The organism is Rhodopirellula europaea 6C (assembly GCF_000338295.1).
Taxonomy (GTDB): Bacteria; Planctomycetota; Planctomycetia; order Pirellulales; family Pirellulaceae; genus Rhodopirellula; species Rhodopirellula europaea.
In genome coordinates this window covers 1-26188 of the sequence record NZ_ANMO01000272.1, presented here as the reverse complement: position 1 = coordinate 26188, position 26188 = coordinate 1, and the positions used below count along the sequence as shown (strand labels likewise).

At 57.2% G+C, this 26188-nt stretch carries 15 protein-coding genes; 8 read left to right on the top strand and 7 right to left on the bottom strand.

Features of this window, described 5'->3' with window-relative positions:
- Positions 1-32 precede the first annotated feature (32 nt).
- The 4 genes from RE6C_RS28940 (at position 33) to RE6C_RS28925 (ending at position 6999) form a co-directional block, all read left to right on the top strand.
- On the top strand, positions 33-3209 hold the full coding sequence (locus RE6C_RS28940; RefSeq protein ID WP_008662543.1) for an FG-GAP-like repeat-containing protein: 3177 nt from the start codon (positions 33-35) through the stop codon (positions 3207-3209).
- A gap of 109 nt (positions 3210-3318) precedes the next feature.
- Positions 3319-4533 carry a M24 family metallopeptidase gene (locus tag RE6C_RS28935; protein WP_039963824.1) on the top strand — a complete coding sequence of 405 codons (1215 nt, stop codon included), beginning with the start codon at positions 3319-3321 and terminating at the stop codon, positions 4531-4533.
- Positions 4533-5198, top strand: coding sequence for a ligase-associated DNA damage response endonuclease PdeM (gene pdeM, locus RE6C_RS28930; protein ID WP_008662540.1), 666 nt, complete (start codon positions 4533-4535; stop codon positions 5196-5198). Before RE6C_RS28935 ends, pdeM begins: the two co-directional genes overlap by 1 nt.
- A gap of 202 nt (positions 5199-5400) precedes the next feature.
- Entirely contained in the window at positions 5401-6999 is a 1599-nt protein-coding gene (locus tag RE6C_RS28925; RefSeq protein WP_236618603.1) for an acyltransferase family protein, read from the top strand.
- On the opposite strand, the gene RE6C_RS28920 is transcribed toward RE6C_RS28925, so the two are convergent.
- The 5 genes from RE6C_RS28920 to RE6C_RS28895 form a co-directional block, all read right to left on the bottom strand.
- Positions 6996-8222 (bottom strand): pyrophosphate--fructose-6-phosphate 1-phosphotransferase, encoded by a 1227-nt coding sequence (locus tag RE6C_RS28920; protein ID WP_008662538.1) that lies wholly within the window; start codon positions 8220-8222, stop codon positions 6996-6998. The genes RE6C_RS28925 and RE6C_RS28920 overlap by 4 nt on opposite strands.
- A gap of 502 nt (positions 8223-8724) precedes the next feature.
- Positions 8725-12237 (bottom strand): pyruvate carboxylase, encoded by a 3513-nt coding sequence (locus RE6C_RS28910; protein WP_008662535.1) that lies wholly within the window; start codon positions 12235-12237, stop codon positions 8725-8727.
- A 285-nt stretch (positions 12238-12522) separates the two neighbouring features.
- Entirely contained in the window at positions 12523-15195 is a 2673-nt protein-coding gene (locus RE6C_RS28905; protein WP_008662532.1) for an MGH1-like glycoside hydrolase domain-containing protein, read from the bottom strand.
- The gene (locus RE6C_RS28900; protein ID WP_008662531.1) at positions 15192-16331 is read right to left on the bottom strand and encodes a hypothetical protein; all 1140 of its coding nucleotides are present in this window, start codon (positions 16329-16331) and stop codon (positions 15192-15194) included. Before RE6C_RS28900 ends, RE6C_RS28905 begins: the two co-directional genes overlap by 4 nt.
- Before the next feature lie 52 nt (positions 16332-16383).
- Positions 16384-18045: a sulfatase gene (locus RE6C_RS28895; protein WP_039963821.1), complete on the bottom strand. Its 1662-nt coding sequence runs from the start codon at positions 18043-18045 to the stop codon at positions 16384-16386.
- A gap of 351 nt (positions 18046-18396) precedes the next feature.
- On the opposite strand from RE6C_RS28895, the gene RE6C_RS28890 reads away from it, so the two are divergent.
- Both RE6C_RS28890 and RE6C_RS28885 read left to right on the top strand, forming a co-directional pair.
- Positions 18397-19152: a hypothetical protein gene (locus tag RE6C_RS28890; protein WP_236618602.1), complete on the top strand. Its 756-nt coding sequence runs from the start codon at positions 18397-18399 to the stop codon at positions 19150-19152.
- A 275-nt stretch (positions 19153-19427) separates the two neighbouring features.
- Positions 19428-20906: a sulfatase gene (locus tag RE6C_RS28885; RefSeq protein WP_039963819.1), complete on the top strand. Its 1479-nt coding sequence runs from the start codon at positions 19428-19430 to the stop codon at positions 20904-20906.
- A 56-nt stretch (positions 20907-20962) separates the two neighbouring features.
- Here RE6C_RS28885 and RE6C_RS28880 read toward each other — a convergent pair whose 3' ends face one another.
- Positions 20963-22072 carry a glycosyltransferase gene (locus RE6C_RS28880; protein WP_008662524.1) on the bottom strand — a complete coding sequence of 370 codons (1110 nt, stop codon included), beginning with the start codon at positions 22070-22072 and terminating at the stop codon, positions 20963-20965.
- A 32-nt stretch (positions 22073-22104) separates the two neighbouring features.
- Positions 22105-23796, bottom strand: coding sequence for a UxaA family hydrolase (locus tag RE6C_RS28875; RefSeq protein ID WP_008662523.1), 1692 nt, complete (start codon positions 23794-23796; stop codon positions 22105-22107).
- 144 nt (positions 23797-23940) lie between these two features.
- Here RE6C_RS28875 and sucC point away from each other — a divergent pair, with 144 nt between their 5' ends.
- Both sucC and sucD read left to right on the top strand, forming a co-directional pair.
- Positions 23941-25125 carry an ADP-forming succinate--CoA ligase subunit beta gene (gene sucC, locus RE6C_RS28870; protein WP_008662522.1) on the top strand — a complete coding sequence of 395 codons (1185 nt, stop codon included), beginning with the start codon at positions 23941-23943 and terminating at the stop codon, positions 25123-25125.
- Between the two features lie 119 nt (positions 25126-25244).
- Positions 25245-26117, top strand: a complete 873-nt coding sequence (sucD, locus tag RE6C_RS28865) for a succinate--CoA ligase subunit alpha (RefSeq protein ID WP_008662520.1) — start codon at positions 25245-25247, stop codon at positions 26115-26117.
- Positions 26118-26188: the final 71 nt, after the last annotated feature.

Below are 26188 nucleotides of genomic sequence, written 5' to 3'. Positions count from 1 at the left end.
CTGGATTTGGCCAGGTCTCAAAGGGACAGGCAATGGTTCATTTGGTCACGAATCGCAGTGGATGGAGATGGCATCGTTTGATTGATCTTCCACAAGTGGCATATGGCGAAAGACGTTCGAGGCTAGTTGGAAAACTGCTGCTGTTGGTCAGCACGATTGTTCTGGCTGGATGTGGTTGTTCCAAGTCAGAACAACAAAGAACCACATCGAGTCGTTCTGGTTCGGTTCCCAAGTCTGCCGAAAGCGACGTGACGAGTCGGGAGTCACTCAAGCGGTCCACTGTAGACCCTTCGCTGGAAAAAGTAGCAAAACCGACGCCGTCTGAACTGGAAGATCGTGTCGGCGAATTATTGAGTGAGGCACGCTACGCCGAGGCAGAGAAACTGAATCGGTCATTGTTACTGTTGAGTCCGGATTCTCCCACCTTGTTGTTTCTGGCGGCACGGATCGCTCACGGCAAAGGCGAAGCTGACGAAGCCATTTCCTATCTGCGGGCGATTCCTCCGAATCACCCTGAGGCGGGTTTACCAGCTTTGGGGCAACTCGCGGATTGGCTACAGGAAGTCGGCCGGTTGGAAGAAGCCGAGGCGACCTACGTCGAAATGATTCGTCGTTTCGGAGACTTGGCTCCTGTTCACCGTCGCTTGGCCGTTTTGCTTAATTCACAAGGCCGTCGTGTCGAAGCGACCCGCCATGTCGAAGCGTTGATTCGGTTGGGTGATGTGACTGAAAAGGAATTGTTGAGCATGACGACGCTGAGTGTTCCTTATCACGATGGCGAACCGGGAGCGTTGATGAGTGGTTCAGCGGATGATTTCAATGGTGAAACGTTAACGCTGAAAGAGCTAGCAAGAGCCAAGCGGTTGTTCGTTCAGGACGAGCTGGTCGAGGCGGAGAAACTGATTAAAAAACTACGCACGGCGTTTCCCGATTCTGCCAGCGTGGCTGCTTTTGAAGGACGCGTTTACGAGGCACGGCAGTCGAATGAAGACCTTTGGAAATGGTCCGCCTCACTACCACAAGATATTGAAAAGGAGGCCGAGTATTGGACCGCGATCGGCCAATGGTCATTGCGTTTGAAGCGGTCCGCCGCAGCCATTCGAGCTTTTGGCGAAGCAGTTCAGATTGATCCGACCGATCGAGTCGCCTATCTCCGAATGGCAGAAGCCTTAGCGATGGAAGGCGAACTGGAAGCTGCCGAACGGGTCCTTCAACGCAAAGAATCACTTGACGAAGCTTGGCAAATGGCGATGAATGTCGGCTTGAATCGTGAAACGCGACGCGGGGATTTGAAGAGGCTCGTGGACCAACTCGAAAAGCTCGGCCGAAGTTGGGAGGCAGTCTCCTGGCGAACGATCTTGGCATATGAGGAAGGCCGCTTGCAAGAAGCGATGCCAGAGTTGGTGGAAGCAAGGCAACAGCTCAGTGAAAATCGTCCGTCTTCGTCGGATCTGTTAAGCGGTATTGATTTGCAGCGTTGGCCTCTTCCCAACTCCACCGCGATGTTGGCCGATGCTGGACCGGAATCATCTCCTTCTCTGCGTTCGGGGGATCAGCTAGGCGATTCGATTCGGGTTGAGATGGTGGATGTTGCTTCGCAGCTTGGCGTAAATTTCCAGTTTCGTAACCATTCTGATTCCGACCCCAGCCATCTTCGGATGAGTCAAGTCAATGGCGGGGGCATCGCCGTAATCGACTTTGATCTGGACGGGTGGTCGGATTTGTATTTTTGTGATGCGGGAGGTGCAGCGAATGACTCACGCGGCTCCGGCCCGAATCAATTGTTTCGAAATTTGAATGGATCGACCACCCAGAACGTTTCGGCTTTATCGGGCAGCGATGATCGGTCGTACGCGCAAGGAGCCACGACCTCCGATGTCAACCAAGACGGGTTTGCTGATTTGCTGATTGCTAACATTGGTTTCAACGTTCTGTGTGTCAACAATGGCGACGGAACCTTCTCGCCCCAATTGATTGCTGGTTCCGACGGATGGACCAGCAGCATTGCCTGCGGGGATCTGAACGGAGACGCGTTGCCCGAAATGGTTGAGATCAACTACATCGACGACGAAAACGCGTTTGAAACGAAGTGCTGGGGCGAGGGTTTTGATTGTTCTCCCCGGATTTTTGCCCCTGCGAAAGATCGCTTTTTGGAGCGGATGGCAAACGGTGAGTGGCATCAGTGGCCAAGTGTTGGGGCGGACCGCCAAGAACCCAACTACGCCTTCGCTGGAATCATCGCCAATTTCGATCGGAAAGCAGGGAACGACTTGTTTCTCTCAAATGACACCACCAGCAATCACTTCTGGGTCAGCCAAATCGACGGCAATGGCATGTTGGAGTTGAAGGAGCAGGCGATTCTTCGTGGTTGTGCGTCGGGCGACAATGCGGAAACACAAGGTTGTATGGGCGTCGCCGGCGGCGACTTTGATCGCGACGGTTCATTGGATTTATTCGTGACCAATTACTACGCGCAACCTAACAATCTCTTTTTACAGCGCACGCCTGGGTTCTTCACGGACATGGCTTCATCATATGGACTTTCCGAAGGCAGTCATGAGATGGTGGGTTTTGGAACCCAAGCATCGGACCTGAATCGAGATGGATGGTTGGATCTAACGGTTGTGAATGGTCACGTGTTTGAACCGGCGCAAAACGGAACGCCGGACATTCCTTTCCGCATGTTGCCGCAGTTGTATCGAGGCGGCCCATCGGGATTTGTGATGCAATCAACGATTGAGGTGGACGAGGGTTCGCCGTCCTTTTGGCGAACGCCACGGATTGGGAGAACGCTGGTTCGATTGGATTTTAACCGAGATGGGCGGCCCGATTTGGTGGCCAATTCGCTGGACACGCCAGTTTCTATATTGGAGAATCGAACCGAAAGTCAGCATTGGTTGCGTGTTGACTTGGTTGGCACCGCGTCCCAACGCGATGCGGTGGGCGCAGAGGTGATCGTTGTTTGTAGTGATGAGCAGTGGCACGGTTGGATGACGGGTGAAACCTATATGGGTGCCAATGAAAATACGGTGGACATCGGAATTGGCGCTCACCAACAAATTGACCACTTGCACATCGTGTGGCCGTCAGGAATTCGACAATCATTCGAAGAGATCCCCGCGGACTCGCATTGCTTGATAATCGAGTCAGACGACACGATTGATTACCGTCATGTCGCCAAGCCTACGGATACAAATCGCGGCAGTTGAGGCGGCATGAGTTCCGGCAGTCCCCGTTTCGGTTGGCAAAAGAGTGGTTCGCAATTTGCTCGATCGGCGGTCTCTCGGCAGCTTCCTCTCCGTCGGTTAGTTTGGAAGCATGATTCACTCTAAATTGATGGTCGCCACGAGCGACTCTGCTGACGGTTCTGGTTCCCCCAACAATGGCTCCGATGGAGCCCAGGTGATGGCCGGTTTGGCCGATCGAAACGCGAATTTGTTTCGTCGCCTGGGGATTGCGCTCGGTGACCCTGCCGCCTGGCTGAAATTGCCCGATGGCAAAAACGTTGGGATCGTTCGCGACTTGGAAATGGACCGTACACGCGCCGCGGGACGTTTGGATTCAGTTCATTGCCCCGCTGATTTTCCGCCCGCATCGGGTTCGGCCAGCGGCGATCGCGAAACCGCGTCGGCTCAATCGGTTGCTCGGTTCCTGCAGCTTCAATCCATCGATCGAGTCACTGTCGATCGAGCGTTCCCGTTCATCTACGCCTGGCATTTGGCCGATGCAGGGATCGCGGTTGCCTATGACGATGATCTTGGTGTGATCGACCGCCGAGTCAAAACGGACGAAGAGATCGAGTGGCTGCGGAAAGCCCAGTCGGTCACGGAGTCGGTCATGCGGCAGATGTGTGAAATGATCGCAACCGCGGATGTTGGTTCCGAAGGCCGATTGATGTTTGGTGGCGAACCATTGACCAGTGAACGAGTTCGCACGATGGCCGGGGAAGCGTTCATGAAACGCAACTACACGATGAGCCATGGTGCGATCGTTGCGACGTTGCCCGATTCAGCCGATTGCCATCATCGTGGCGACGGCGATTTGTACACCGGGCACCCGGTCATCGTCGATCTGTTTCCGCGTGATGAGTCGACGCGTTACAACGGCGACTGCACGCGAACGGTGGTCAATGGAACGCCCAGCGAAACCGTTCTGAAGATGCACGCGGCGGTGGTCGCATCCAAAGAAGCGGCGGAGTCGGTTTTGTTCCCTGGGCGAACTGGTGAAGAAGTCCAGTTGGCTGTTGAAAAAGTCTTGGTCGGCCATGGCTATCCGATCTCACGTGGTGAGCTGACGGACGGGCCTTCAATTCAGCACGGCACCGGTCACGGAATCGGCTTGGAAGTTCACGAGCCAATTCTGTTGGATCACGGCGGAGGTGAAATGCTCGCGGGTGAAGTTTTCACGGTCGAGCCAGGCCTCTATGGTCGCCAAACTGGTGGCGTTCGCATCGAAGACATGTTGGTCGTGACGGCGGACGGTCCTGTCAACTTGAACCAGTTACCCATGGGGCTGGATTGGAAACCGAACTGATGCCTGTTTCGACGCCTCTGGCCATCACGCTGTCGGGACACGAATTGGAACTGTATCCCGGCGGCGGTTTGTATTGGCCAAAGCATCAGGCGTTGATGGTGTCGGATTTGCATTTGGGAAAAGACGCGACGTTTCGGCGTCATGGGATTGGCGTGCCGGTTGGATCCAGCCGCGCGACGCTGCGTTGCGTTTCGGACATGTTGGAATCCAGTGGCGCGACGGAGCTCTTCATCATCGGCGACTTGTTCCATGCACGCAGTTCGTTGTCGATGGATGCGACCTCGTTGTTTGGTGGTTTCTTGGATCATCACCACGATGTCGCGGTGACTTTGGTCGAAGGCAACCATGATCGCGCGGTCGGGACGTTGCCAGAGTCTTGGCCGATGCAGGTTGTCGTCGGGACATTCCACCTGGACACGCTGGCGATGGCCCACGAGCCCGGTTCGTTGCCATCCGATGCTGATCTGCTGGTCAGCGGTCACCTGCATCCCGCTCACGTGCTCAGCGATGGTGGCGAGTCGACCGGAAAGTTGCCGTGCTTTTGGTGGTCCAGCGGTTGTTTGGTGTTGCCCGCCTGCGGACGATTCACCGGAACGATGAGAATTTCGCCGAAAGAAAACGATCGCATCTGGGTGATCGCTGACGAGCAGGTCGTCGCGGTCTGAATCAACGCGTTGCCCCGTCGTTGGGCTCGCTCTTCAGAATTCGCGTCCAAGTTGACGCGTCCTGTGGCAAGTTTCTTATTGCCCGTCAATCAAACCGCGGCGATTGTCTTTCCCTCGGTTCGCATGGGTTTCGTTTCAAATGGTTACATTACGTTACCGAAACGGAGGCGAGATCGATTCCGATATCGAGGAAAGTGGGCGAATGAATGATTCAATGACTGCGATCCCGTCTCGACGACATGACTTGGATGCGTTGCGAGGCATCGCGATGTTGCTGGGGATTTTCTTGCATGCAGCCATCGCTTATTCGCCCGATGCGGGCCGCGGTTGGCCGATCCAAGATTCGCAAAGCAGCGATTTTGTTTCGATGTTCATTGCGATGGTGCATGGCTTTCGAATGCCGTTGTTCTTTCTGCTCAGCGGCTTTTTCACGATGATGCTTTATCAGCGTCGCGGAACATCCAAATTGATTGAGCACCGCGTGCTGCGAATCGCGATTCCGTTCGTGATCGGGATGTGCACCATCGTTCCATCGATCTGGATTGTGGCCGGCCATATTCAGGCCAATCCATCGGCCAATGCCACGGCGTTCAACGAAACCGATCTGTTGACTCCCGTTGTTCAGGATGACTTGGTGGCAGTGGAAAAAGCTTTGCTGGCAGGCGCCGATGTCAATCAACGGTCCGAGCAAGGTGATTCGCCCTTCTTGGTGGCAGCGTTCCTGGGACGCGATGACATTGCCAAGGTGTTGCTGGATCACGACGCAGATCCTGAGCTAGGGAACCACAAGGGCGAGCAACCCATCGATGTGATGCGAGCGCCGTGGGGAACAACCGAGTACGTCGCTGGATTGCTAAAAATCGAAGTCGATCGGGACGACGTCGAATCCGGGCGGGAAGAAATCGCTGCGATGATGGGCGTCACGTTGTTTGAGTCACCAGCGGACCAGGCTGCTGACGGAGGCATGAGTGCCGCGAACTGGAGCGGATTGATGTTTCTGCTGTTCGAGTTTCCAGCGACGGGGCACCTGTGGTTTCTTTGGTTTCTGTGCTTCTTGGTGGCGGGGTTCGTGATCGTCATGACAGGCACGCCGCAATCGCTGAAGTCTCGCTGGAATGCGTCGGCGCTGGCAAGTTCACCCCATTGTTTGCTCTGGTTGATTCCGCTGACGATGTTGACTCAGTGGTTCATGCGGCACGAAGGCTTTGGGCCGGCGACATCGGTCGGCTTGCTTCCTCTCCCGTCTGTGTTGGCGTACTACGCGTTGTTCTTTGGCTTTGGTGCGATCTACTTTGTCGCGGATGATCGCGAAGGTCGCCTGGGTCGCGGATGGAAGATCAGTTTGCCGTTGTCGCTCACCGTCTTGCTCGCGATCGGATGGATGCTGAAGAGCCAAACGTCGGGCAGCGGATTGTTCGCGTCCGTGTTGGTTCAATCCGCTTATGCCTGGATCGTGTCCTTCGGCATGATGGGGATGTTTCGAAGTGTGTTCGCACATCCCAGTCGCACGCTGCGGTACCTGTCCGATTCGAGCTACTGGTTGTACCTCGTTCACCTTCCCCTGGTGATGTTTTTGCAGTACTGGGTACGAGATTGGCAGGCCTCTTGGAGCGTCAAATTCGCGGTCGTCAGTGCGATCTCCTGTGTGGTGTTGTTGATCAGCTACCAAGTCTTCGTTCGCTACACACCGATCGGATGGTTGCTCAACGGTAAACGAAAATCAACCGTGCCAAACGCGAACGAGCCGAGCACGAATGACGTGCCCGGCTCGGAAGTCGTTGCTGCTCAGCTAGTTCGTTAGTGAGACGTTTCCAGGACTTCGCCTTTGGGTTGTCCCATCTGTGAAAGCAAGTCACCAAACCAGTCCACGTTGATGTCGAAAGGTTTGCCGCCAGCGATGCGTTCAAACTCGATCGCGCGAAGTTCGTTGTTTTGGTCTTCGTCTTCGCCAACCACGCCACCGATCCCTCGCATGGCACATTCGACGGCCTTCTTGGCACAGCGACCGATCAAGGCGATGTCGTCCGCATTGGCGGCAGCGGCGCGACTGAAGTAACCGCTCTTTTGCACGAGCGTTTTCTCGGCACCCAGCATGTCCGCGAATTGTTTACCGAACCATTTGCCGGGGTTCACGGCGTCGAGTTTGTAGTGACCGAATGCATCTTTGGGGACGCTTTCGCCACGCGATTCCATTTCCTTGACGATGGTGTCGACGCCGGCACCTTCGGAGATGAAAATGTTGACGCAATCGATCTCGTCCATGATTGCCCGCAGGCGTTTGGCTTCTTCTTCGAGATCAAAACTCATCTCGGGAACAAAGACACCGTGCACGTCGCGACGTTCTTGGCTGAGTCCCATCTCGGGCAAGAAGTTGAGCGTCTGCAATCGTTCGCGATATTTGGCTGCGGTGGCGGCGGTCAACCAACCACAGTTGCGCCCCATGACTTCGTGAACAATCAACATGCGTGGGTTGGCGTTGTGTTCGCCGACCACATTTTCAAAGAACTTGGCGCCTTCTTCGGCGGCCGTCCAAGCACCCAAGCTCTGTTTGATGGGGATGACGTCGTTGTCGATGGTCTTGGGCAAACCAACGACCGTCAGTTGGTATTCGTGCTTGGCCAAGTAAGCGGCCAAGTCTGCGGCGGTGGTGTTGGTGTCGTCGCCACCGATGGTGTGCAACACATCGACTTCGTCCGATTGCAATCGCTCCGCGGCAACCTGCAGTGGGTCTTGGCCTTCGCTGACCAAACCGCGTTTCACACAATCGGCGACGTTGGTCAGCTTGACCCGGCTGTTGCCGATGGGGCTGCCGCCGTGCTGGTGCAAGATCGCCGCGTTCTTCCGCGAGTGGTCGTCGACGACAAAGCTGTCGCCGAGCAGCAAACCTTTGTACCCGGATCGGTAGCAGACAATTTCAATTTCAGGAGCTTGCTCTGTATAGGCTTCAATCAGGGCTCCGATGGCCGACGACAGACACGGGGCCAAGCCACCGGCGGTGAGGATTCCGACACGTTTGATCGACATGAGGTTGGTTCCGAAAGCTCAAAGGGCGCGAACGCGTGAATTTTCTAAAAGCCTATCGAATCATCGGATTTTCGTCGCCCCGTCAGGAATGGCATTCTCGGGCGGTCAATTGCATTGTTTCAAAGATTCGCGTTTCATCACGAGACTCGTGGTCATTGAAAAAGTTAAATTGACAATTGTAAATTTGAAACTGGTTGAGCCTCAATTTGGCGAGAGGAAGATGCGGGGCGAATCGGTTTGGCCAACGGCCAAACTCAAACCAAATGGGACCAGTTGATTTAATCCTAACCCAAAGCGTGAGAGAGGGATCGCGTGCCCTTGCAGCGAGCCTGTGGATCCCTCGCTCACGCGTCGGGTTGTGAAATCGATTAAATCAACAAGCCGAAATGGGACGAGCTGAACAAGGCCTTTGGCCATCAGCTGAACTCGTGCAAATCCAACGCCCGAGCTCCAATTTTACAATTGTCAATTTAACTTTTTCAATCGCCCCCACGCTCCTCCCTCACTCCACCACCGCCAGCAAATCTCCCGCTTCGACCTGGGTTCCTGGAGGTGTATGGATTTTGGTGACGACACCATCGGCCGGAGCATTGATGGTCGTTTCCATTTTCATGGCTTCGAGAACCAACAGCTTTTGACCTGCCTTGACCTTTTCGCCTTCGGCGGCCGCGACGGTGATCACCATGCCGGGCATCGACGCTGCGACGTGAGTGGCATCCGAAGGGTCGGCCTTCACCGCGGCTTTGATGTCAACGTCCAGCGATCGATCGACGACCACGACTTCTCGCGGTTGTCCGTTGAGTTCGAAGAACACCGTTCGCGTTCCATCGGGATACGGTTGTCCGACGGCCAGGTATTTGACGATCAATCGCTTGCCGGGTTCGATGTCGACGGCGATCTCGTCGCCCGGTTCTTGTCCATAGAAGAAGTTGGGTGTCGGAAGCGTTTCCACATCGCCATAGGTGTTGCGATGCTGCGAGTACTCTTCGAACACTTTGGGATACAGCAAGTACGTCACCGCGTCTCGATCGCTGGGTGCTTCTTGGGTCAGCTCGGCGGCTTGAGCTTTCGCCGCTTCGAGATCCGCTGGTGGCATCGATGCACCCGGGCGTTCCAGCACGGGAGCTTGGTCGCCAAGGATTTTCCGCATGACTTTTTCGGGGAAACCACCCGGTGGTTGGCCCATTCGGCCGCCGATCAAGTCCAGCACGCTGGCGGGAAACGCGAGAGCTTTGTTGGTCGTCAGGACGTCTTCCGCTGACATCTCGTTGGCGACCAAGAACAACGCCATGTCGCCGACGGCCTTGCTCGTTGGAGTCACCTTCACAATGTCGCCGAACAATCGGTTCACGTCCGCGTAGGCGCGGCAGACACCAGCCCACTGGTCGGCCAAGCCCAACGCGCGAGCTTGCTGAAACAGATTCGTGTATTGTCCGCCAGGCATCTCGTGATCGTACAAGTCACCCGTTGCCGGCAAGACATCGCTTTCAAACGGTTTGTAGAATTCGCGAGCGGCTTGCCAGTAAGTTGCCAACTGCGTCAGCGATTCGCTGTCGAGCGAAGATTCCCGATCGGTGAAACGAAGGGCTTCGACCAGCGTGTTCAAGTTCACTTGGCTGGTTCCGCCCGACAACGGTGCCAGTGCCGCGTCCGCGATTTGCAAACCTTCGCCGGCAGCCGCCATCAACGTCGACGCTTGGATGCCCGCCGTGTCGTGAGTGTGCAAGTGAATCGGCAAGTCGACTTCCTCACGCAGGGCACGCAGTAGCTTCACCGCCGCGGCCGGTTTGAGTAAACCCGCCATGTCTTTGATCGCGATCATGTGAGCGCCGCCCGCCTGCAGTTTCTTCGCCAGATCGACGTAGTACTTCAAGTCGTACTTGGTCCGCCGAGGGTCTTGCAGGTCGCCGGTGTAGCAGATCGATGCTTCGCAGATGCCGCCTTCTTCGATCACTGCGTCCATCGCCACACGCATGTTCTCTTCCCAGTTCAACGCGTCGAAGACACGGAACACGTCCATGCCGGCTTGGACCGCTTCGCGAACGAACATTCGCACGACGTTGTCGGGATAATTGGTGTAGCCAACCGCGTTGCTGGCCCGCAGCAACATTTGCGTCAGGATGTTGGGAACCGCCGCGCGAAGATCAGCCAGACGTTGCCATGGCGATTCCTTGAGGAATCGCATCGATGTGTCAAACGTCGCTCCGCCCCACATTTCAAGTGAGAACAATTGCGGGGCCAAGTGAGCGTAGGCCGGCGCGATGCGGAGCATGTCGTTGGTGCGAACTCGCGTGGCCAGCAACGATTGGTGCGCGTCACGCATCGTCGTGTCGGTCAGCAGCAGACCCTTCTGCTCACGAATCCAACGCACCAAACCATCGGCGCCTTCTTCTCGGAAGATGTCAGCGGTTCCGCGAGGCGGTTTGGCTGCGGTCGGGATCTCGGGAACAGGTGCCGGTTCGCGGCGGACGGCTGGCGGGCGTCCAGTGACAAGCGAGTTGCCGTTGACGATCGTTTCGCCCAAGAAGGTCAGCAGCTTGGTGGCTCGGTCGCGCCGGCGTGGCAAACGGAACAGTTCCGGCGTTGTGTCGATCAACCGCGTCGTGGCTTCGCCGGCCAAGAACGTGGGATGATTCACCAGCCGCGTTAGAAACGGAATGTTTGTCTTCACGCCACGAATGCGGAATTCGTGCAGGCACCGATCCATCCGGCGAGCGGCTGCGGCGAGGGTGGGAGCTCGCGCGGTGACCTTCACCAACATGGAATCGTAGAAGGGATTGACGACCGCGCCACTGAATGCCGTGCCCGCATCGAGGCGAACGCCCAGGCCAGCCGCACTTCGATAGTGGCTGATTCGGCCATAGTCGGGGCGGAATTCGGTGGCCGGATCTTCCGTCGTGATCCGGCATTGCATCGCGAATCCCATGGTTCGGATGACGTCCTGTGATGGCAGCCCGACTTCTTCGCTAGGAAGAGGGTGGCCCTGAGCGACCAAGATTTGGTTGCGAACGATGTCGATGCCAGTGACCTCTTCCGTCACCGTGTGTTCGACTTGAATTCGCGGGTTGACTTCGATGAAGTAGAACTCGTCCTTGTCGACGTCGAGCAAAAACTCAACCGTGCCCGCGTTCTCGTAGCCACCGCTTTCTTTGCCGACCGCGCGCCCGATTCGCAGCGCCGCATCGCAGATGGCGTCACGCATTTCGGTGGAAAGGTTCGGTGCGGGGGCAAGTTCGACCACCTTTTGGTGCCGTCGTTGGACGCTGCAGTCGCGTTCATACAAGTGAACCAAGTTGCCATGGCGGTCACCGAGCAATTGGACTTCGAGGTGACGGGCTCTTTGGACGAAACGTTCCAGGAACACTTCGTCGCTCCCGAATGCTGTCTTGGCTTCGCGTTGAGCGGAATCGAGCGAGCTGGCCAATTCGCTCGGTTCCATCACGACTCGCATGCCTCGACCGCCGCCACCCTTGGCCGCTTTGAGCATGATCGGGTAGCCAAGTTTTTCAGCAGCTTCGGTGGCTTCTTTGATCGATGCGACGGCTTGTGCGGTTCCGCCCAACACGGGCACGCCAGCGATCTCGGCCAAGCGACGAGCGCTGGTTTTGTCACCCAGATCTCGCAAGCTTTGTTCGCTAGGACCGACAAACAAGATGCCTGCGTCTGTGAGTGCTTTCGCGAAATCGGGGTTCTCGGACAGGAATCCGTAACCCGGATGCACCGCGTCGATGTGATGCTTTAAGCACAAACCGACGATCGCATCGATGTTGAGGTAAGACCGAATGGGTTCGCCGGGCGTCCCGATTTGGTAGGCCTCGTCGGCTTTGAATCGGTGCAACGCGTAGCGGTCTTCATGAGAATAAATCGCGACGGTGCGAATGCCCAATTCGTGAGCCGAGCGAAACACTCGGGTGGCAATTTCGCTGCGATTGGCAGCCAAGATTTTGCGGATCGGACGAATGTTGGCGGAGTCTGTGGCAGCGGTCGATTCAGCGACGGTCATCGGGGCATCCATTGCGGGGAAGTCATAGTCGGTTTGCTAATTTACACATTTCGAAACGCTCGTTCAGCAACTGGAACGACTTGACCCGCCTGCAAAAGCAATTGTTGTTCTGAGACCGGTTTCGGCGGGCAATTCGGCTGACTGACGAAACCAGCAATGACGCTTCCGCTCGGAACACTAATCCCGCGTTTCCAGCGTCAAATCTGTAGCTCGGTCGTCCCCACCGAGACCCGTACCAAACACGCGGGCTCACAAAACAACTTCACCGAACCACCACCGATCACTTTGTCGGCGTGATCACTCAACGCCTTCGGTGATGCGGCCATGCAGATGTTCGATGCAGGTTGCAATCAGCGCCGTCCAACCGGTTTGGTGACTCGCGCCCAAGCCTTCGCCGGTATCGCCGTTGAAGTATTCGTAGAACAAGATTTGGTCCTGCCACAACGATTCGTCGCTCTTCATCCCGCTGCCGCGAAGGCATGGCCGTGAACCGCCTTTCTCGGGCGACAAAAAGATTTTGGACATCCGACGATTCAGTTCATCGGCCACCTCGCGAAGATTCATCTTCACGCCCGATCCTGTGGGACATTCGACTTGGATGTCGTCGCCATAGAACTCGTGGTACCGCTGCAAGGCTTCGATCAACAAGTAACTGGTCGGGAACCAGATCGGGCCTCGCCAATTGCTGTTGCCACCAAACATCCAGCTGTCGGATTCGCCTGGCACGTAGGCAACGGTGTGTTCTTTGCCTCGAACGGTGACTCGAAACGGTTCGCTTTCATGCTTCTTTGAAAGCGATCGAATTCCGAAGTCCGACAAGAACTCCGATTCATCGAGCAGAATCTCCAAGACGCGTTCCAAGCGTTCTTGCGTCGGAATGGAAATCAACATTCGGTGGTGGCGTTTCGTCGTTTGACAAAATGTGATGTGTTGCACCAGGTCATGTCGATTGTTGAGGAACCATTCCAAACGATTGCGGAAACCGGGCAAGTCCGCCAACAGGTCTTCGTCCAGGATCTCGACCGCGATCAGGGGCAGCAACCCGACCAGCGATTTGACTCGCATCGGGTGAGTCTCGCCGTCGATCTGCAATTGGTCGTAGTAAAAGCCGTCATCTTCGTCCCACAGTCCGCCGCTCTCGCCGCCGTTCATCGCGTCGACGATGCGGATGAAGTGATCCAGGAACTTCGAGGCCATGTCGGAATACGATCGATCGTGGCGAGCGAGCTCGAGAGCCATCGACATCATCGTGCCGCAGTAGAATGCCATCCAAGCGGTTCCGTCGGCTTGTTCCAGTTCAGCTCCTTCGGGCAGCCCTTTGCTGCGGTCGAAGACGCCGATGTTGTCCAGTCCCAGGAACCCGCCAGCGAAAACGTTGTCTCCGTTGCTGTCGACTTGGTTGACCCACCAAGTGAAGTTCACCAGCAACCGCTGGAAGGCTTGCGAGAGAAACTTGTAATCGCGTTTGCCTGTTTCGGCTTCCATTTGGAAGACACGTAAACATGCCCACGCATGAACTGGCGGGTTCACGTCGTCGAAGTAGAACTCGTAAGCCGGCAACTGACCGTTGGGATGCATGTACCATTCCCGCAGCAGCACCATCAATTGCTTCTTTGCAAAAGCGGGGTCGATGCGAGCCGCTGGGATCATGTGAAACGCCAGATCCCAGGCGGCGAACCAAGGGTATTCCCACTTGTCCGGCATCGACAAAACGTCGCGAGCGTACAGGTGCCGCCAGTCTTTGTTGCGACCTTCGTGACGTGCGGCGGGAGGCGTCATCACGTCGCGATCACCGTCCAACCAATCGGCGACGATGTAGTGATAAAACTGCTTCGTCCACATCAGCCCCGCGTAGGCTTGCCGAGAGACAAGACGCTGCTCGTCGGTTGCTTTGGGCGGAATGATGGCTTGATAGAACTCGTCAGCTTCTTCGCGTCGCTGAGTCAGGACGTTGTCAAAGTCGTCGCCCAGGTCCGGATGAAACTCGCCGACCTTTTCTTTCTCGCTCAAGCGAACTTTGACGTGTCGTGTTTCGCCCGGTGCCAAGTTCCAACGATACAAGGCCGCGACTTTGGTTCCGTGTCGCTTGGGGTTCACCGCGTCGGTTTGGTCGTCGATGACGTACCGATGGAAGGCGTCTTTTGTGTACGGTGAGAAGTTTTCGGTGCCAAACAAATGTTCGGAATTGGTTTCGTTTTCCGTGAACAGCAGTTCGCTGTCTGGTTGATTCTCGAACGCACAAACAAACGGTTCCAACGTGTCGTGTCGCGTTTGAACGATGTGTGAATCAATCGCTTGAATGGTGGGCTTTGCCGTGCAGCCTTCGTGCAAGCATCCCCAAACCCACGTGTTGCGGAACCACAGCGTTGGCAGCAATGTGATGTCGTGAGCGTCGGGGCCTTGGTTGGTGATCGCAATGTCGATTAGCAAATCGTTGTCCGACGCTTTCGCGTAGGTCGCCGTGACATCGAAGAAGCGATTCTCGTCCAGCAATCCTGTGTCGATCAGCTCATATTCGCGATCGTTCAACCCGCGTTGTGCATTGATGCTGACCAGATCACGGTATGGGTATCGCTGTTGCGGGTAGCGATACATCGCCTTGGCGTAGGAATGCGTCGGCGTCGAATCCAGGTAGTAGTAGAGTTCCTTGACGTCTTCGCCGTGGTTGCCTTCCGGGCCGGTGAGCCCAAACAGGCGTTCTTTCAGAATCGTGTCGTTGCCATTCCAAAGTGCAATCGAAAAACACAGCCGGCATTGGCGGTCGGAGAACCCGAGCAAACCGTCTTCGCCCCAGCGATAGGCGCGACTGCGAGCGTGCTCGTGCGGGAAATCGCTCCAGGAGTTGCCACCCTCGGAGTAGTCCTCTCGAACCGTTCCCCATTGACGCTCGGAAAGGTACGGCCCCCAACGTTTCCAGTTCTTTTCGCGGCGTTCGTCTTCGTCGAGTCGTTGCTGTTCGGACGTCGTCATGAAGATGCTCGTTGTCTGCGTCGCCAAAGAAACCCGTCCAGAACGTAATGCGTGATCTGGGGGACCGCCAAGGCGGGGGCCAGCCAAACGGACGCTTCCGCCAGAGTTTCGCCCGCCGAATCCGCGAAACCAGGGGGCATCCAAGCGAACAACCAACCGCGTTCCTGCCAGATCCCAAAGTCCCACAGCATTTCTTCCGCGTAGGCGAGGATCCAGACCACGCCCAGAAACAATGCGACTCGGCCGGTGTTGGTTTGCCATCGCGACGTCGGGCGAGACGGATGAGTCGAAGCTTGGTCAGTTGCCGAATCAGAACTCTCTGCGATCCGGCACCATCGATACCAATAGATCAACACCATGTACGGCACGCCGTGAATGATGACGTTGGTGACCGTGAACGCGTAATCGGAATTGAACGTGATGATGCCGACGTACCAGCACACCGCTGTCGTCAGGACCACGATGTCCTTGCCTGGATTCCAAGCCCCATCACGGAAACCACGGTGCAGGCTGCGAGCGGCGTAGGTCAATATGCTGAGCCAGTAGATTGGCATCACGATCGTCGCCGCGACTTCCGGCACCTGAATGAAGTCGCCTTCGGCGAACCACCAAAAGTGCCTCGGCAAATGAGCGTGCCAATGGATCAGCGGATACAGCGTGGCCAGGTAAATCGCTGACGCATCGATCCACCAGCCGGTTCTTTCGCTGTCGTGCTCTCGTGATCGATAGAGAGCGACCCAGCCGTATTGCTGGCGGATGAAATGGAAGACCGCGAGATACGCCAGCACACTCCAGAATAGCGTCACGCTTTCGCTGTAGATCGCACCGCCGATCGCAAACGCGAGCACCGGGGTCAGCCCGTACAACCAAGGCCGCCGGCGAAGTTCGTTGCCGTCGAAGTAGACACGAAACCCAGTGGCGTAAACGTGAGCGACATCGATCAGCAAGATCGTCGCGACCCAAGTCCAACCGGGTGTTTCGTCGTGAAGGAACCCGAGTGCGGCACCGAGCGGCAGCATCGCCAGGGCGACCAACGCGCTGCCGCCGAACGTTGCCAAATCAACCGCGGGTGAGAACAACCACGGCAAGCGTTCCAGGCTGTGACGCGAAGGGGATGCGGAGTCGCAGGTCGTCATTCGCGGTCACAGCGTGGAGAAGTTGATTCTGGATCGAGCCTCGCTCGCACGTTCAGTCAACGGTGCTTCCCCACCAGTCACCGTTGGGTTTCCAGTTGGGGGCCAGCATCGCCGCTTCGCGTTTTTCCAGGCGTTCTTTGTTGGGACCGTGAGTGCGAGCCCAGCGTTGCTTGGCCTTTTCAGGATCGAAACGTGGGTCGGGTTCTGGGAATTTCGCGTCGACCGATTTGAGGTACGCCAGCAGTTCTTTTCGCATGGCTGCGACTCGTTCAGGTTGCTCCGACGCGAGGTCATTTTGTTCGCCAATGTCGGTGGGCAAATGGTACAGCTCGTCGTGTGAATCCAAGTGGTAATGGATCAGCTTGTAGTCACCGGTTCGGATCACGGACGATGGTTCACCACCTTGATTGCCATAGTGTGGGTAGTGCCAGATCAGCGAACGTTGCTCCAGCGATTCGTCTATGCCGCTGGTCAACACGGTTTCCAGTGACCGGCCGTCGACGTGTTGCTGCGGACGCAGAGGCAAATTGCAAACGTCCAGAATCGTGGGATACAAATCGGAGCCAATCACAGGTACGTCGCTGGTGGAATTCTCAGGGACGATCGCTGGCATCGAAACATAGTAGGGCTCACGCAGTCCGCCTTCCCATTGTCGGCCCTTGCCGCCGCGGTGTGGCAAGTTGCTGGTCGAGTAAGCGTCGCCGGAGGAGACACCGCCGTTGTCGCCGGTGAAGATGACTAGGGTGTTGTCGGCTTTGCCGGATGCTTCGATCGCCGCCATCACGTCGCCGACCGCGTTGTCGAGTGTTTCCATCATGCCGGCGTACACCGGGTTGTCTTGGATTTGACGAACGGGCAACGTGCGATCGATCTTGAACCGATTGCCGTCGGCCGGCGGCGTCGGTGCTGATTCTCGGTACTTCTGCCAGAGTTCTTGCGTGGTTTGGATCGGCCCGTGAACGGCGTAGAACGAAAGCATCGCGAAGTAGGGCTGGTCGTCTTGCTCTTCGATGAACGAAGCCGTTTCTTTTCCCAGCCGACGCGTCAGCGATTCACCATCGGGCCCGTCTTCCATCACCGGGTTTTTGTAAGGTGCGAAGAAGCCACCGGGAGGGCTGCCGCGATGGTGGCCACCGATGTTGATGTCAAAACCGTGGTCGGTCGGCATCGAGCCTTCGCCGCCCAAGTGCCACTTGCCGGCAAAGAACGTTTTGTAGCCCGATTCGCGAAGAGCTTCCGGCAAGGTCACGTCTTTCGCGGGCATCTCGTGGGCGTACTCGGCCGGCAGCAGTTCGTCGCCACGGTTAAAGTTCATGCCGGTCTTGGCACCGATCCAGTCCGTGATTCCGTGGCGAGCGGTGAACTGCCCCAGTTGAATGCTGGCTCGCGAGGGGCTGCAGACGCGGCAGTTGGCATAGCCTGCCGTGAATCGCATGCCTCGTTTGGCGAGTGCGTCGATGTGAGGCGTTTGGTGAAACTTGCTGCCTTCGATTCCGATGTCATGCAGGCCCAAATCGTCGACCAAAATCAGCACCACGTTGGGGCGAGCGTCCTCGGCTTTGGCCTGTGAGATGGACAAGCATGCAAACGTGATGGTCGCAAACAGCATCCAGAGCAGTGTCGACGAAGCGACGTCGAGCGAGCCAATGGTGATGGCTCTCTCGCGATCGGAGTGTGGCGTTGTAGGTCGGGGAACGAAGCTGGTTGGTCGCATGCGGGAAGCTCTCGGAGACGCGGACTCGGTGTGGCTAACAATGTAGCTCCGCAAATCAATTCCGTGCAAATCACCGAGCGGGCCGAGCTTGTGTCGTCAAAAGTGTCTCGCCTTGAGATGTCGGATTGGTGTCGATGTAGTCATTGTGATTCCTCTCGTGAAGCTGGATTGGCAAGTCGTGGAAATAGCTTTTTGATTCTAAGTCGTTTGTGAGTCGTGTCTTATGGGGAGAGGGTCCAGTTTGCGTGGCAGTTTGGCATCCGCCTCGCATCAGGGAATGCTGTCTCGATGAGGATGTCGGGGAATGGATCAAGGACGGCTTCTCCCAATGGATCACTAGGACTCAAGCACATGACACGCTCACTTCGGACTTTCGCCACGGGCACTTTCTTCGCCGCCATGGTTGCCGTGTTGGCCGGGCCGCAAACCGCCCAAGCCGGACACGATTCGCCACTGTACGTTGCCGCAGACCGCTATCGCGATGCCGTCAGCCACTTTGAAGACGAGGCCCGGCGGGGTCGAAGCCTGGATCGTGGTGTGTTGCGTTTGATCGACGATTTCGAAGACCAGACGAGCGACGTTCGTTCCGCCGCTCGACATCCTGATCGCTCGGATCGATTGGCTCGGGAGTTCAATGACGTTCAGTTTCTGCAGGCACAAACCGAACAAGCCGTCTTCGGCAGTGGATGCCCGATTATCGCCCGAGCGCTCACGCGTTGTTGGAGCGATGTGCTGGGTTCGTTTGCCGCGCTCCAGCAGCAAATGGCCTACGTCCAACCTTACGTTTCCGCTCGCCCATCGGTGACCTGTGACGTTCATCATCGAAGCCGCTATTCGGCACCGACCTACCCATCGACTCCTCCGGTTGTCTTTCCTGGTCAAACGCCGTTGCCACTTCCACGGACCGTGCCGCACGTGCAGCAGAAACCAATCAGCTATCCCCACCGCAGTTCGCCTGATTTCAACTCGCATGACTTCTACCGAGGTTCTTCGCATCGCGACGCTCCTCGTCCCGGCAACTACCGAGCCTCGATTCCTTCACGGAAGTCGGTGCCCAAGGGAGCTGAGATTGGTTTGGTGTTGTTGAATAGCTTTCTGAATCGATAGCAAACGGTTGGGGCTTAATGGCCGAACGCGAAGATTATCACGGAAGACGGCCCCATCCGGGGCGAATGGGGATGGATGGCTCCGGAGGAGCCCGCGTTCATAGCTCGGGGCGGAAGCCTCGAGACCACCATCCCAAAGAAAACCAGGCCGCCCCGGCAGGGGCCGTCGTCGATGATGCGCCACAAATTGGCCCCACGGCAAATCGACAAATCGTGATGGAGATGAAGTATGGTAGGCGTCCCAACGCCCACCCCTCCCCACGAAGGATTCTCGCGATGCGAGCCTTGCTCCAGCTGCCGTTTTCGTCTCAGCAAGTTGACTCCCCGTTGGTCTGGATCTTGCGAAGTTTGATCGTGCCCCTCGTCCTGTTGGCTTCCACGATCAACGGTTTCGCGGAGAAGCCGAAGAACGTGTTGCTGATCTGTGTCGATGACTTGCGACCTGAGTTGGGCTGTTATGGAGCGGACGACATCTCGTCGCCCAACATTGATTCACTCGCCGCCAAAGGCATCCAGTTCAATCGGCATTTCGTTCAGGCCCCGACCTGCGGTGCCTCTCGGTTTGCGATGCTGACTGGTTGTTACGGTCCTTCGGGAAACCACGCGTTGTTTTCGCGAGCCAAGCGGATGGCGAAGGACCCGAGTTCCGTCACCCCGTCGATGCCGCGTTGGTTCCGCGATCATGGGTACACTAGCGTTTCCGTCGGGAAGGTCTCGCATCATCCCGGCGGTCGTGGCGGAGCGGACTGGAACAAAGAGGACGAGATTGAAATGCCAGGTGCATGGGACCGGCACCTCATGCCAACCGGGCCGTGGCAGCATCCTCGCGGTGCCATGCACGGGTTGGCCGATGGCGAGATTCGCAAGGACGCCAGCCAAATGGATGTGTTTCAATCGGAAGGCGGCGAGGCGAAGTACCCCGATGATTTGATTCTGGAAACGTCGCTGGATGAGCTTGCCACGCTGGCCAAGGACGTCGCCGACAAGCCGTTCTTTTTAGCGGTCGGAGTCATTCGTCCGCACCTGCCCTTTGGGGCTCCCGCCGAGCACATGGAACCTTACCGGCAGACCGTGTTGCCGAGGATCGAGCATCCAAGCAAGCCATCAGGCCAAACGACTTGGCATCGATCCGGTGAGTTCATGCGGTACAACCGCTGGGGCAAGGATCCGAACCAAGACGCCGAATTCGCGGAGGCCGTCCGGCGGCACTACGCCGCGTGTGTGTCCTACGCGGATGCGAATGTGGGTGAGGTGTTGAAGCAACTCGATGAGCTTGGCTTGCGAGAATCCACGGTGGTGGTCGTTTGGGGAGATCACGGCTGGCACTTGGGCGAGCATGCGATTTGGGGCAAGCACGCTTTGTTCGAGGAATCGCTGCACTCGCCGCTGATCATTCACGATCCGTCGATGAGCAGCGCCAGCCAAACGGAAGCGATCGCGGAAACGATCGATGTGTTTCCAACGTTGTGCGAGCTGACCAATTTGCCGTCGCCGCCAAAGGTCGATGGCGAGTCGTTGGTGCCTGTGTTGAAAGACCCGGCATCATCCGAAGGCGAAGCGGTTTCGTATGCGAAGGCGACGACGATTCGCACGTCCACACATCGGTTGATCGCACATCCAAGAGGTTTCTATGAGCTGTACGATCATGAAACGGACCCCGGCGAAACCAAAAATGTCGCCGACGAAAACCCTGAGCTCGTCCAGAAGTTGCAACAACATTTGAAAGAACGCTTGGCCAACCGTCAGCAGTTCTGAGCAGACAAAGTGGCATAGGCTTCCAGCCTGTGATTCCGACTCCACAGGCTGGAAGCCTATGCCACTAACTTGGCGTACAGTTCGCGATAGGCATCGACCATGGCGTCGATGGTGAATTGGGAACGGACGCGAGACTGGTTGGCTTGTCCGGTTTGGTTTGCCAGGTCTTCGTCGGCCAAGAATCGTTCCAGCGAATGAACGAGCGACGTGTCATCGTTCAGCTCGAAGCCTTGATGGGGATCATGGCCGATCAATTCTTGGCTGCCTTCGACACGGCTGCTGACAACGGGCTTGCCCGCCGCCATGGCTTCCAAGATCACGTTGGGCATGCCTTCATAACGGCTTGGCAAAACCACCACGCGGCTGGCGGCGATCCAGCTTGCGATGTTGCTTTGCCATGTCAGCACTCGAACGCGGTCGCCGGAGACTTGTTTGGCCCAAGTAGCCAGTTCGTTTTGCAGTGGGCCGTTGCCGATCAGCACTAGCTTGCGATTGCTGCCTGCCGGAGCGAACCGCTCGACGGTGCGCTGCAAATGCTCCAAGCCTTTTTGCGTGTGCAGTCGGCCGACGAACAGAACCACGGGGCTGTCGGCGGGCCAGCCCAATTCGGTCCAGTCGATTGGATCGGCGGATGCAAACGCATCGACGTCGACCGCGTTTGGGATCACCGATGTGCGATCCGGTGAGAGGTTCAGTTGTTGCTGCGCGAAGGCCTCCACCGCTCGGCTGACGCAGACCACGTGGTCCACGTTGCGAAGCGTTTGTCGTTCCACCGCCAGTCGCAACGAATTGGGTTCGGCGACACGGATGCCGGCGACTCGTGGTTGTCGGGACGAGACGTTGAGCATGCCGAGCACGTTGGCGTGCCACAGAAACGTTTGAACCAATGCACCAGGTCGACGTGCCAGCCAACGTCGCAACTGAATCGTCGCTGGCAGAAAACCGCGAGACGTTTGGACTCCGCCGCTGGTGACCTCAATGTCTTCGTCATGCAACTGTTGGACAAGTCGGTCGTTGCCTTTGGGCAGAGAGTCTGCGGTGGGCAGTTTGCCGAAGCTGAAGAGTCGCACGTCATCGCCTCGATCGCGAAGACCGATGGCGAGCTGTGTGAGCGCTCGTTCGGCCCCGCCAAAGTTCATCTCGGTGATGATCAGGTCAATGTTCATGGTGCCAATCGCAAATCAGAGCCACTCACAATTCACAGCACCGGCCCGACTGTCCACGGCACGAATTCATGGTCGCCCAAACCAAGCCGTTCGCTGGCGGTTTGCGTTCCGCTGGCAAACTGCAGCAGTTCTTCGAACAGTTGATCCGCGAGTTCGTCCATCGACACACCCTCGAGCAACTGGCCTGCGTTCCAATCCATGTCGTCTCGCATGGCGTGGAACAAAGTGGAGTGGCTGGCGATCTTGATCACGGGAACCGGTTTGCCGCCGAAGCAGCTTCCGCGGCCGGTGGTGAACAGCACCAAGTTGCAACCGCCGGCGACCTTGCCCGTGACGCTGGACGGATCAAAGCCCGGCGAGTCCATCACGTACAAACCTTGCTTGGGCACCGTGTCCGCGTAGTCCAGGACACCATCGAGGATCCCCGTTCCGGACTTGCTGACTGCCCCGAGTGATTTTTCGGTGATCGTGGTCAGCCCACCGGCTTTGTTGCCGATCGATGGGTTGTTGTCGATCTCGCCGCCGTACATCGCGACGTGCTGCTTCCACCAATCAACTTTGTCCATCAAACGCTGGGCCACGGATTCGTCACGCGAACGGGCGACGAGCAAGTGTTCGGCGCCGATCAGTTCGGTGGTCTCGCTGAGCACCGCCGCGCCCCCGTGAGCGACCATGCGATCGGCGAGTGCACCGACCAACGGATTCGCGGTCCATCCCGAATGACCATCGCTGCCGCCGCACTCCAGAGCGAGTCGAAGGTGGCGAGCCGGGACCGTGGTTCGTGAATTTTGGTTGGCGATCTCGAGCATCGTTTCGAGATGCTTTTCCGCGCGATCGATCGTCGCACGCGTGCCGCCTTCGGCTTGCATGGTCAGCATCGTCGTCGAGACCGATTCTGATTCGGGCGAGGTGACCGGCAACGACCGGGGGTCGGAAATCGCGACCAATTGGTGATGTTCGCTCAGGTACTCGGGCGTCGTTTGTTCGCAGCCCAGTCCGATCGTCAGGCAGGATCCGACATTCGCGTGCCCGGCGTAGCCCTTGAGGACTCGGCCGAGCATTTGTTGTTTTTGACCGGCGTAGCGAAGCGCGCAGCCGGTCGTGTGCGTTCCGATCGCGATTCCATCCACGTTGGGGAATTCCGCCAAGCGTTCGGGAGGAAACCGGGCCGCGACATGGTGGCAAACCGTCGCACTGCAATTCACGCGAGCCAGAATCTGAACGTAATTTCGCGTGCCGACTTGGCCGTCCGGTCGCACGAATCCTTGCCAAGTTTTCTCTGCGGGAACGGTTGGCTTTTTCGCGGGAGAGGATGTTGAGAAAGCGGTTCCGGCCAGCGACCGCCAATCCGAGTCGACTTGGTGAGCGTCGACCAAATTGTGCGAGTGCACGTGTTCACCGACGCCGATGTCGCAGGAAGCTTTGCCGATCGGCTGGCCAAATTTGATCACCAATTCGCCGGCGGGAATCGCTTGAGCGGCGACTTTGTGTCCGGCGGGAACGGCGGACCCTGCGATGCGGAGATTGCCGATCGTTTCGCCTGCCACCAAGGCCCGCGCGGCCATCCAAACGTTGTCTCCATCATGCAGTTGGACGACGCCGTGGTCGGTTCCGTTGGACCCGCCGCCGTCCGAATCATTCATCGTTGGACCGGCTGCTCCGGGACCTTCCGCGTCGGCATTGGGATTTGGCGTGGAGGCGGATTGTGGGTCGGTGCCAGTCATCTATTGAGCGGTGGTGGTTGGAATTTTCCGAGCTGCTACCATTTTCACTTCTGGGCAGTCTGACAGACCCCGGACTCGCTCGCCATCATGGCGAGGAGACGTACCTTCGCATTCCTTTCGCTTGCCAACTGGGCTGAACCCCCGATGAAAATTCACGAGTATCAAGGCAAACAGCTTTTCCGAACCGCCGGCGTTCCGGTCCTGGAAGGGCACATGGTGACGACGCCTGACGAAGCAGCTGCCGCATACGACAAGCTCGGTGGCAAAATCGCAGTCGTCAAGGCTCAGATTCACGCTGGCGGGCGTGGCAAAGGCAATGTCATCGACAACCCGGACCAAAAGGGCGTCGTCCTGGTCAAATCGGCCGAAGAAGCCAAAGCGGCAGCCGAAGGATTGTTGGGCAACAAGTTGGTCACGATTCAAACCGGGCCCGAAGGCCAAACGGTTTCGAAGGTCTTCGTCGAAGCTGGATGCGATATCGCTCGTGAATTGTATTTGGGCATCGTGGTCGACCGTGCGGGAAGCAAGCCCGTTCTGATGGTCAGCACCGAAGGCGGTGTCGAGATCGAAACCGTCGCGGAAGAAACTCCCGAGCTGATCTTCAAAGAACACTTCGATCCCGCCGTTGGGCTGGATGGTTACCAGGTTCGCAAGCTTTGCAAGAAGCTCGGCATCGAAGGTGCTGCCGCTAAGAGTGCATACAAATTCATGACGGCGATGTGTCGCTTCTTCGTCGATTTCGATTGCGAAATGGCGGAGATCAACCCGCTTGTGATCACCGGCGACGGCGAAATGGTGGCTCTGGATGCGAAGGTCACCTTCGACGAGAACGCGATGTTCCGTCACAAAGATTTGGAAGAGCTGCGTGACCTCAGTGAAGAGGAAGAGTCAGAATTGCGGGCCAAGAAGGCTGGGCTCAGCTACGTCAAGCTCGATGGCAACATCGCTTGCTTGGTCAACGGAGCCGGGCTGGCGATGTCGACGATGGACATCATCAAGTACCACGGTGGCGAACCGGCCAACTTCTTGGACGTCGGTGGTGGAGCCAACGCGGCTCAGGTGACCGAAGCGTTCCGGATTCTATTGTCGGATCCCAATTGCAAGGGTGTTTTGGTCAACATCTTCGGCGGGATCGCTCGTTGCACAACGATCGCGGGAGCACTGATCACGGCTAGCAAAGAAGTTGGGTTCAACGTTCCTTTGGTGGTGCGTTTGGAAGGAACCGAAGTCGAGGAAGGCCGCAAAATGCTGGCGGAAAGCGATGTCGACATCATCAATGCGATGGATTTGACCGACGCGGCGAAAAAGATCGTCGCGGCAACTGCGTAGTGGCGTCATCGCTGCTGTTGGCTATGAGCTGTCGGCTTCTAGCTTCTTGAATCAACCCTCCAATCACACCTCCTGCTGCTGGCCAATCGCCGGCGGCTAATCGCTAAGAGCTTTCTTCCATGAGTATTCTGGTCGACAAAAACACCAAGGTCATCTGCCAGGGGATCACTGGCAACGCCGGGAAATTTCACTCTCTCGGGTGCCGCGACTACGGCACGCAAATGGTCGGCGGTGTCACGCCCGGCAAAGGTGGCCAAGACGTCGAAGGCATTCCTGTTTTCGATACCGTTGAAGAAGCGGTTCAACAGACCGGCGCCGACGCGACGATGATTTTCGTCCCGCCGCCGTTCACCGCGGACGCCATCTTGGAAGCCGTTGACGCTGGCATTCGCGTTATCGCCGCCATCACCGAAGGCGTGCCTGTCATCGACATGGTCCGAGTTTATGAAAAGGTCAAAGCCAGCGGATCGACGCTGATCGGCCCCAACTGCCCCGGTTTGATCACTCCCGGCGAGTGCAAAATCGGCATCATGCCCGGTTACATCCACAACCCCGGCAAAGTTGGCGTGATGAGCCGCAGTGGAACGCTGACCTACGAAGCCGTTTGGCAAACCAGTTCGCTGAAACTCGGCCAAAGCACCTGCGTTGGTCTGGGTGGCGACCCGATCGTCGGAACGAACTACATCGATTTGTTCAAGATGTACCAAGAAGACGACCAAACCGAAGCGATCTTGATGATCGGTGAAATCGGTGGCAGCGCCGAAGAAGAAGCTGCCGCGTTCGTCAAAGAGCACGTGACCAAACCGGTCGCCGCCTTCATCGCTGGTCGCACGGCACCTCCCGGAAAACGCATGGGCCACGCCGGTGCGATCATCAGCGGCGGCAAAGGCACGGCCGAAGAAAAGGTCGCCGCATTGGAAGACGCCGGCATCGTCGTCGCTCCTTCGCCAGCAGAAATGGGCGAAGCTGTCGTCAAGGCAATGTCGAAGTAGTTTCGGCAACGAGAGAACCTCTCGCGTTGAACAGGGCGTGCAGTTTTGAAGTGCTGTGTTGCCAAGCGTTT

Coding starts and splice junctions, on each gene's coding strand:
- RE6C_RS28895 (WP_039963821.1), bottom strand. CDS start 18,045: ATGCGACCAACCAGCTTCGTTCCCCGACCTACAACGCCACACTCCGAT.
- sucC (WP_008662522.1), top strand. CDS start 23,941: ATGAAAATTCACGAGTATCAAGGCAAACAGCTTTTCCGAACCGCCGGC.
- RE6C_RS28900 (WP_008662531.1), bottom strand. CDS start 16,331: ATGACGACCTGCGACTCCGCATCCCCTTCGCGTCACAGCCTGGAACGC.
- RE6C_RS28920 (WP_008662538.1), bottom strand. CDS start 8,222: ATGTCGATCAAACGTGTCGGAATCCTCACCGCCGGTGGCTTGGCCCCG.
- RE6C_RS28885 (WP_039963819.1), top strand. CDS start 19,428: ATGCGAGCCTTGCTCCAGCTGCCGTTTTCGTCTCAGCAAGTTGACTCC.
- RE6C_RS28940 (WP_008662543.1), top strand. CDS start 33: ATGGTTCATTTGGTCACGAATCGCAGTGGATGGAGATGGCATCGTTTG.
- pdeM (WP_008662540.1), top strand. CDS start 4,533: ATGCCTGTTTCGACGCCTCTGGCCATCACGCTGTCGGGACACGAATTG.
- sucD (WP_008662520.1), top strand. CDS start 25,245: ATGAGTATTCTGGTCGACAAAAACACCAAGGTCATCTGCCAGGGGATC.
- RE6C_RS28890 (WP_236618602.1), top strand. CDS start 18,397: ATGACACGCTCACTTCGGACTTTCGCCACGGGCACTTTCTTCGCCGCC.
- RE6C_RS28875 (WP_008662523.1), bottom strand. CDS start 23,796: ATGACTGGCACCGACCCACAATCCGCCTCCACGCCAAATCCCAATGCC.
- RE6C_RS28925 (WP_236618603.1), top strand. CDS start 5,401: ATGAATGATTCAATGACTGCGATCCCGTCTCGACGACATGACTTGGAT.
- RE6C_RS28935 (WP_039963824.1), top strand. CDS start 3,319: ATGATTCACTCTAAATTGATGGTCGCCACGAGCGACTCTGCTGACGGT.
- RE6C_RS28910 (WP_008662535.1), bottom strand. CDS start 12,237: ATGGATGCCCCGATGACCGTCGCTGAATCGACCGCTGCCACAGACTCC.
- RE6C_RS28905 (WP_008662532.1), bottom strand. CDS start 15,195: ATGACGACGTCCGAACAGCAACGACTCGACGAAGACGAACGCCGCGAA.
- RE6C_RS28880 (WP_008662524.1), bottom strand. CDS start 22,072: ATGAACATTGACCTGATCATCACCGAGATGAACTTTGGCGGGGCCGAA.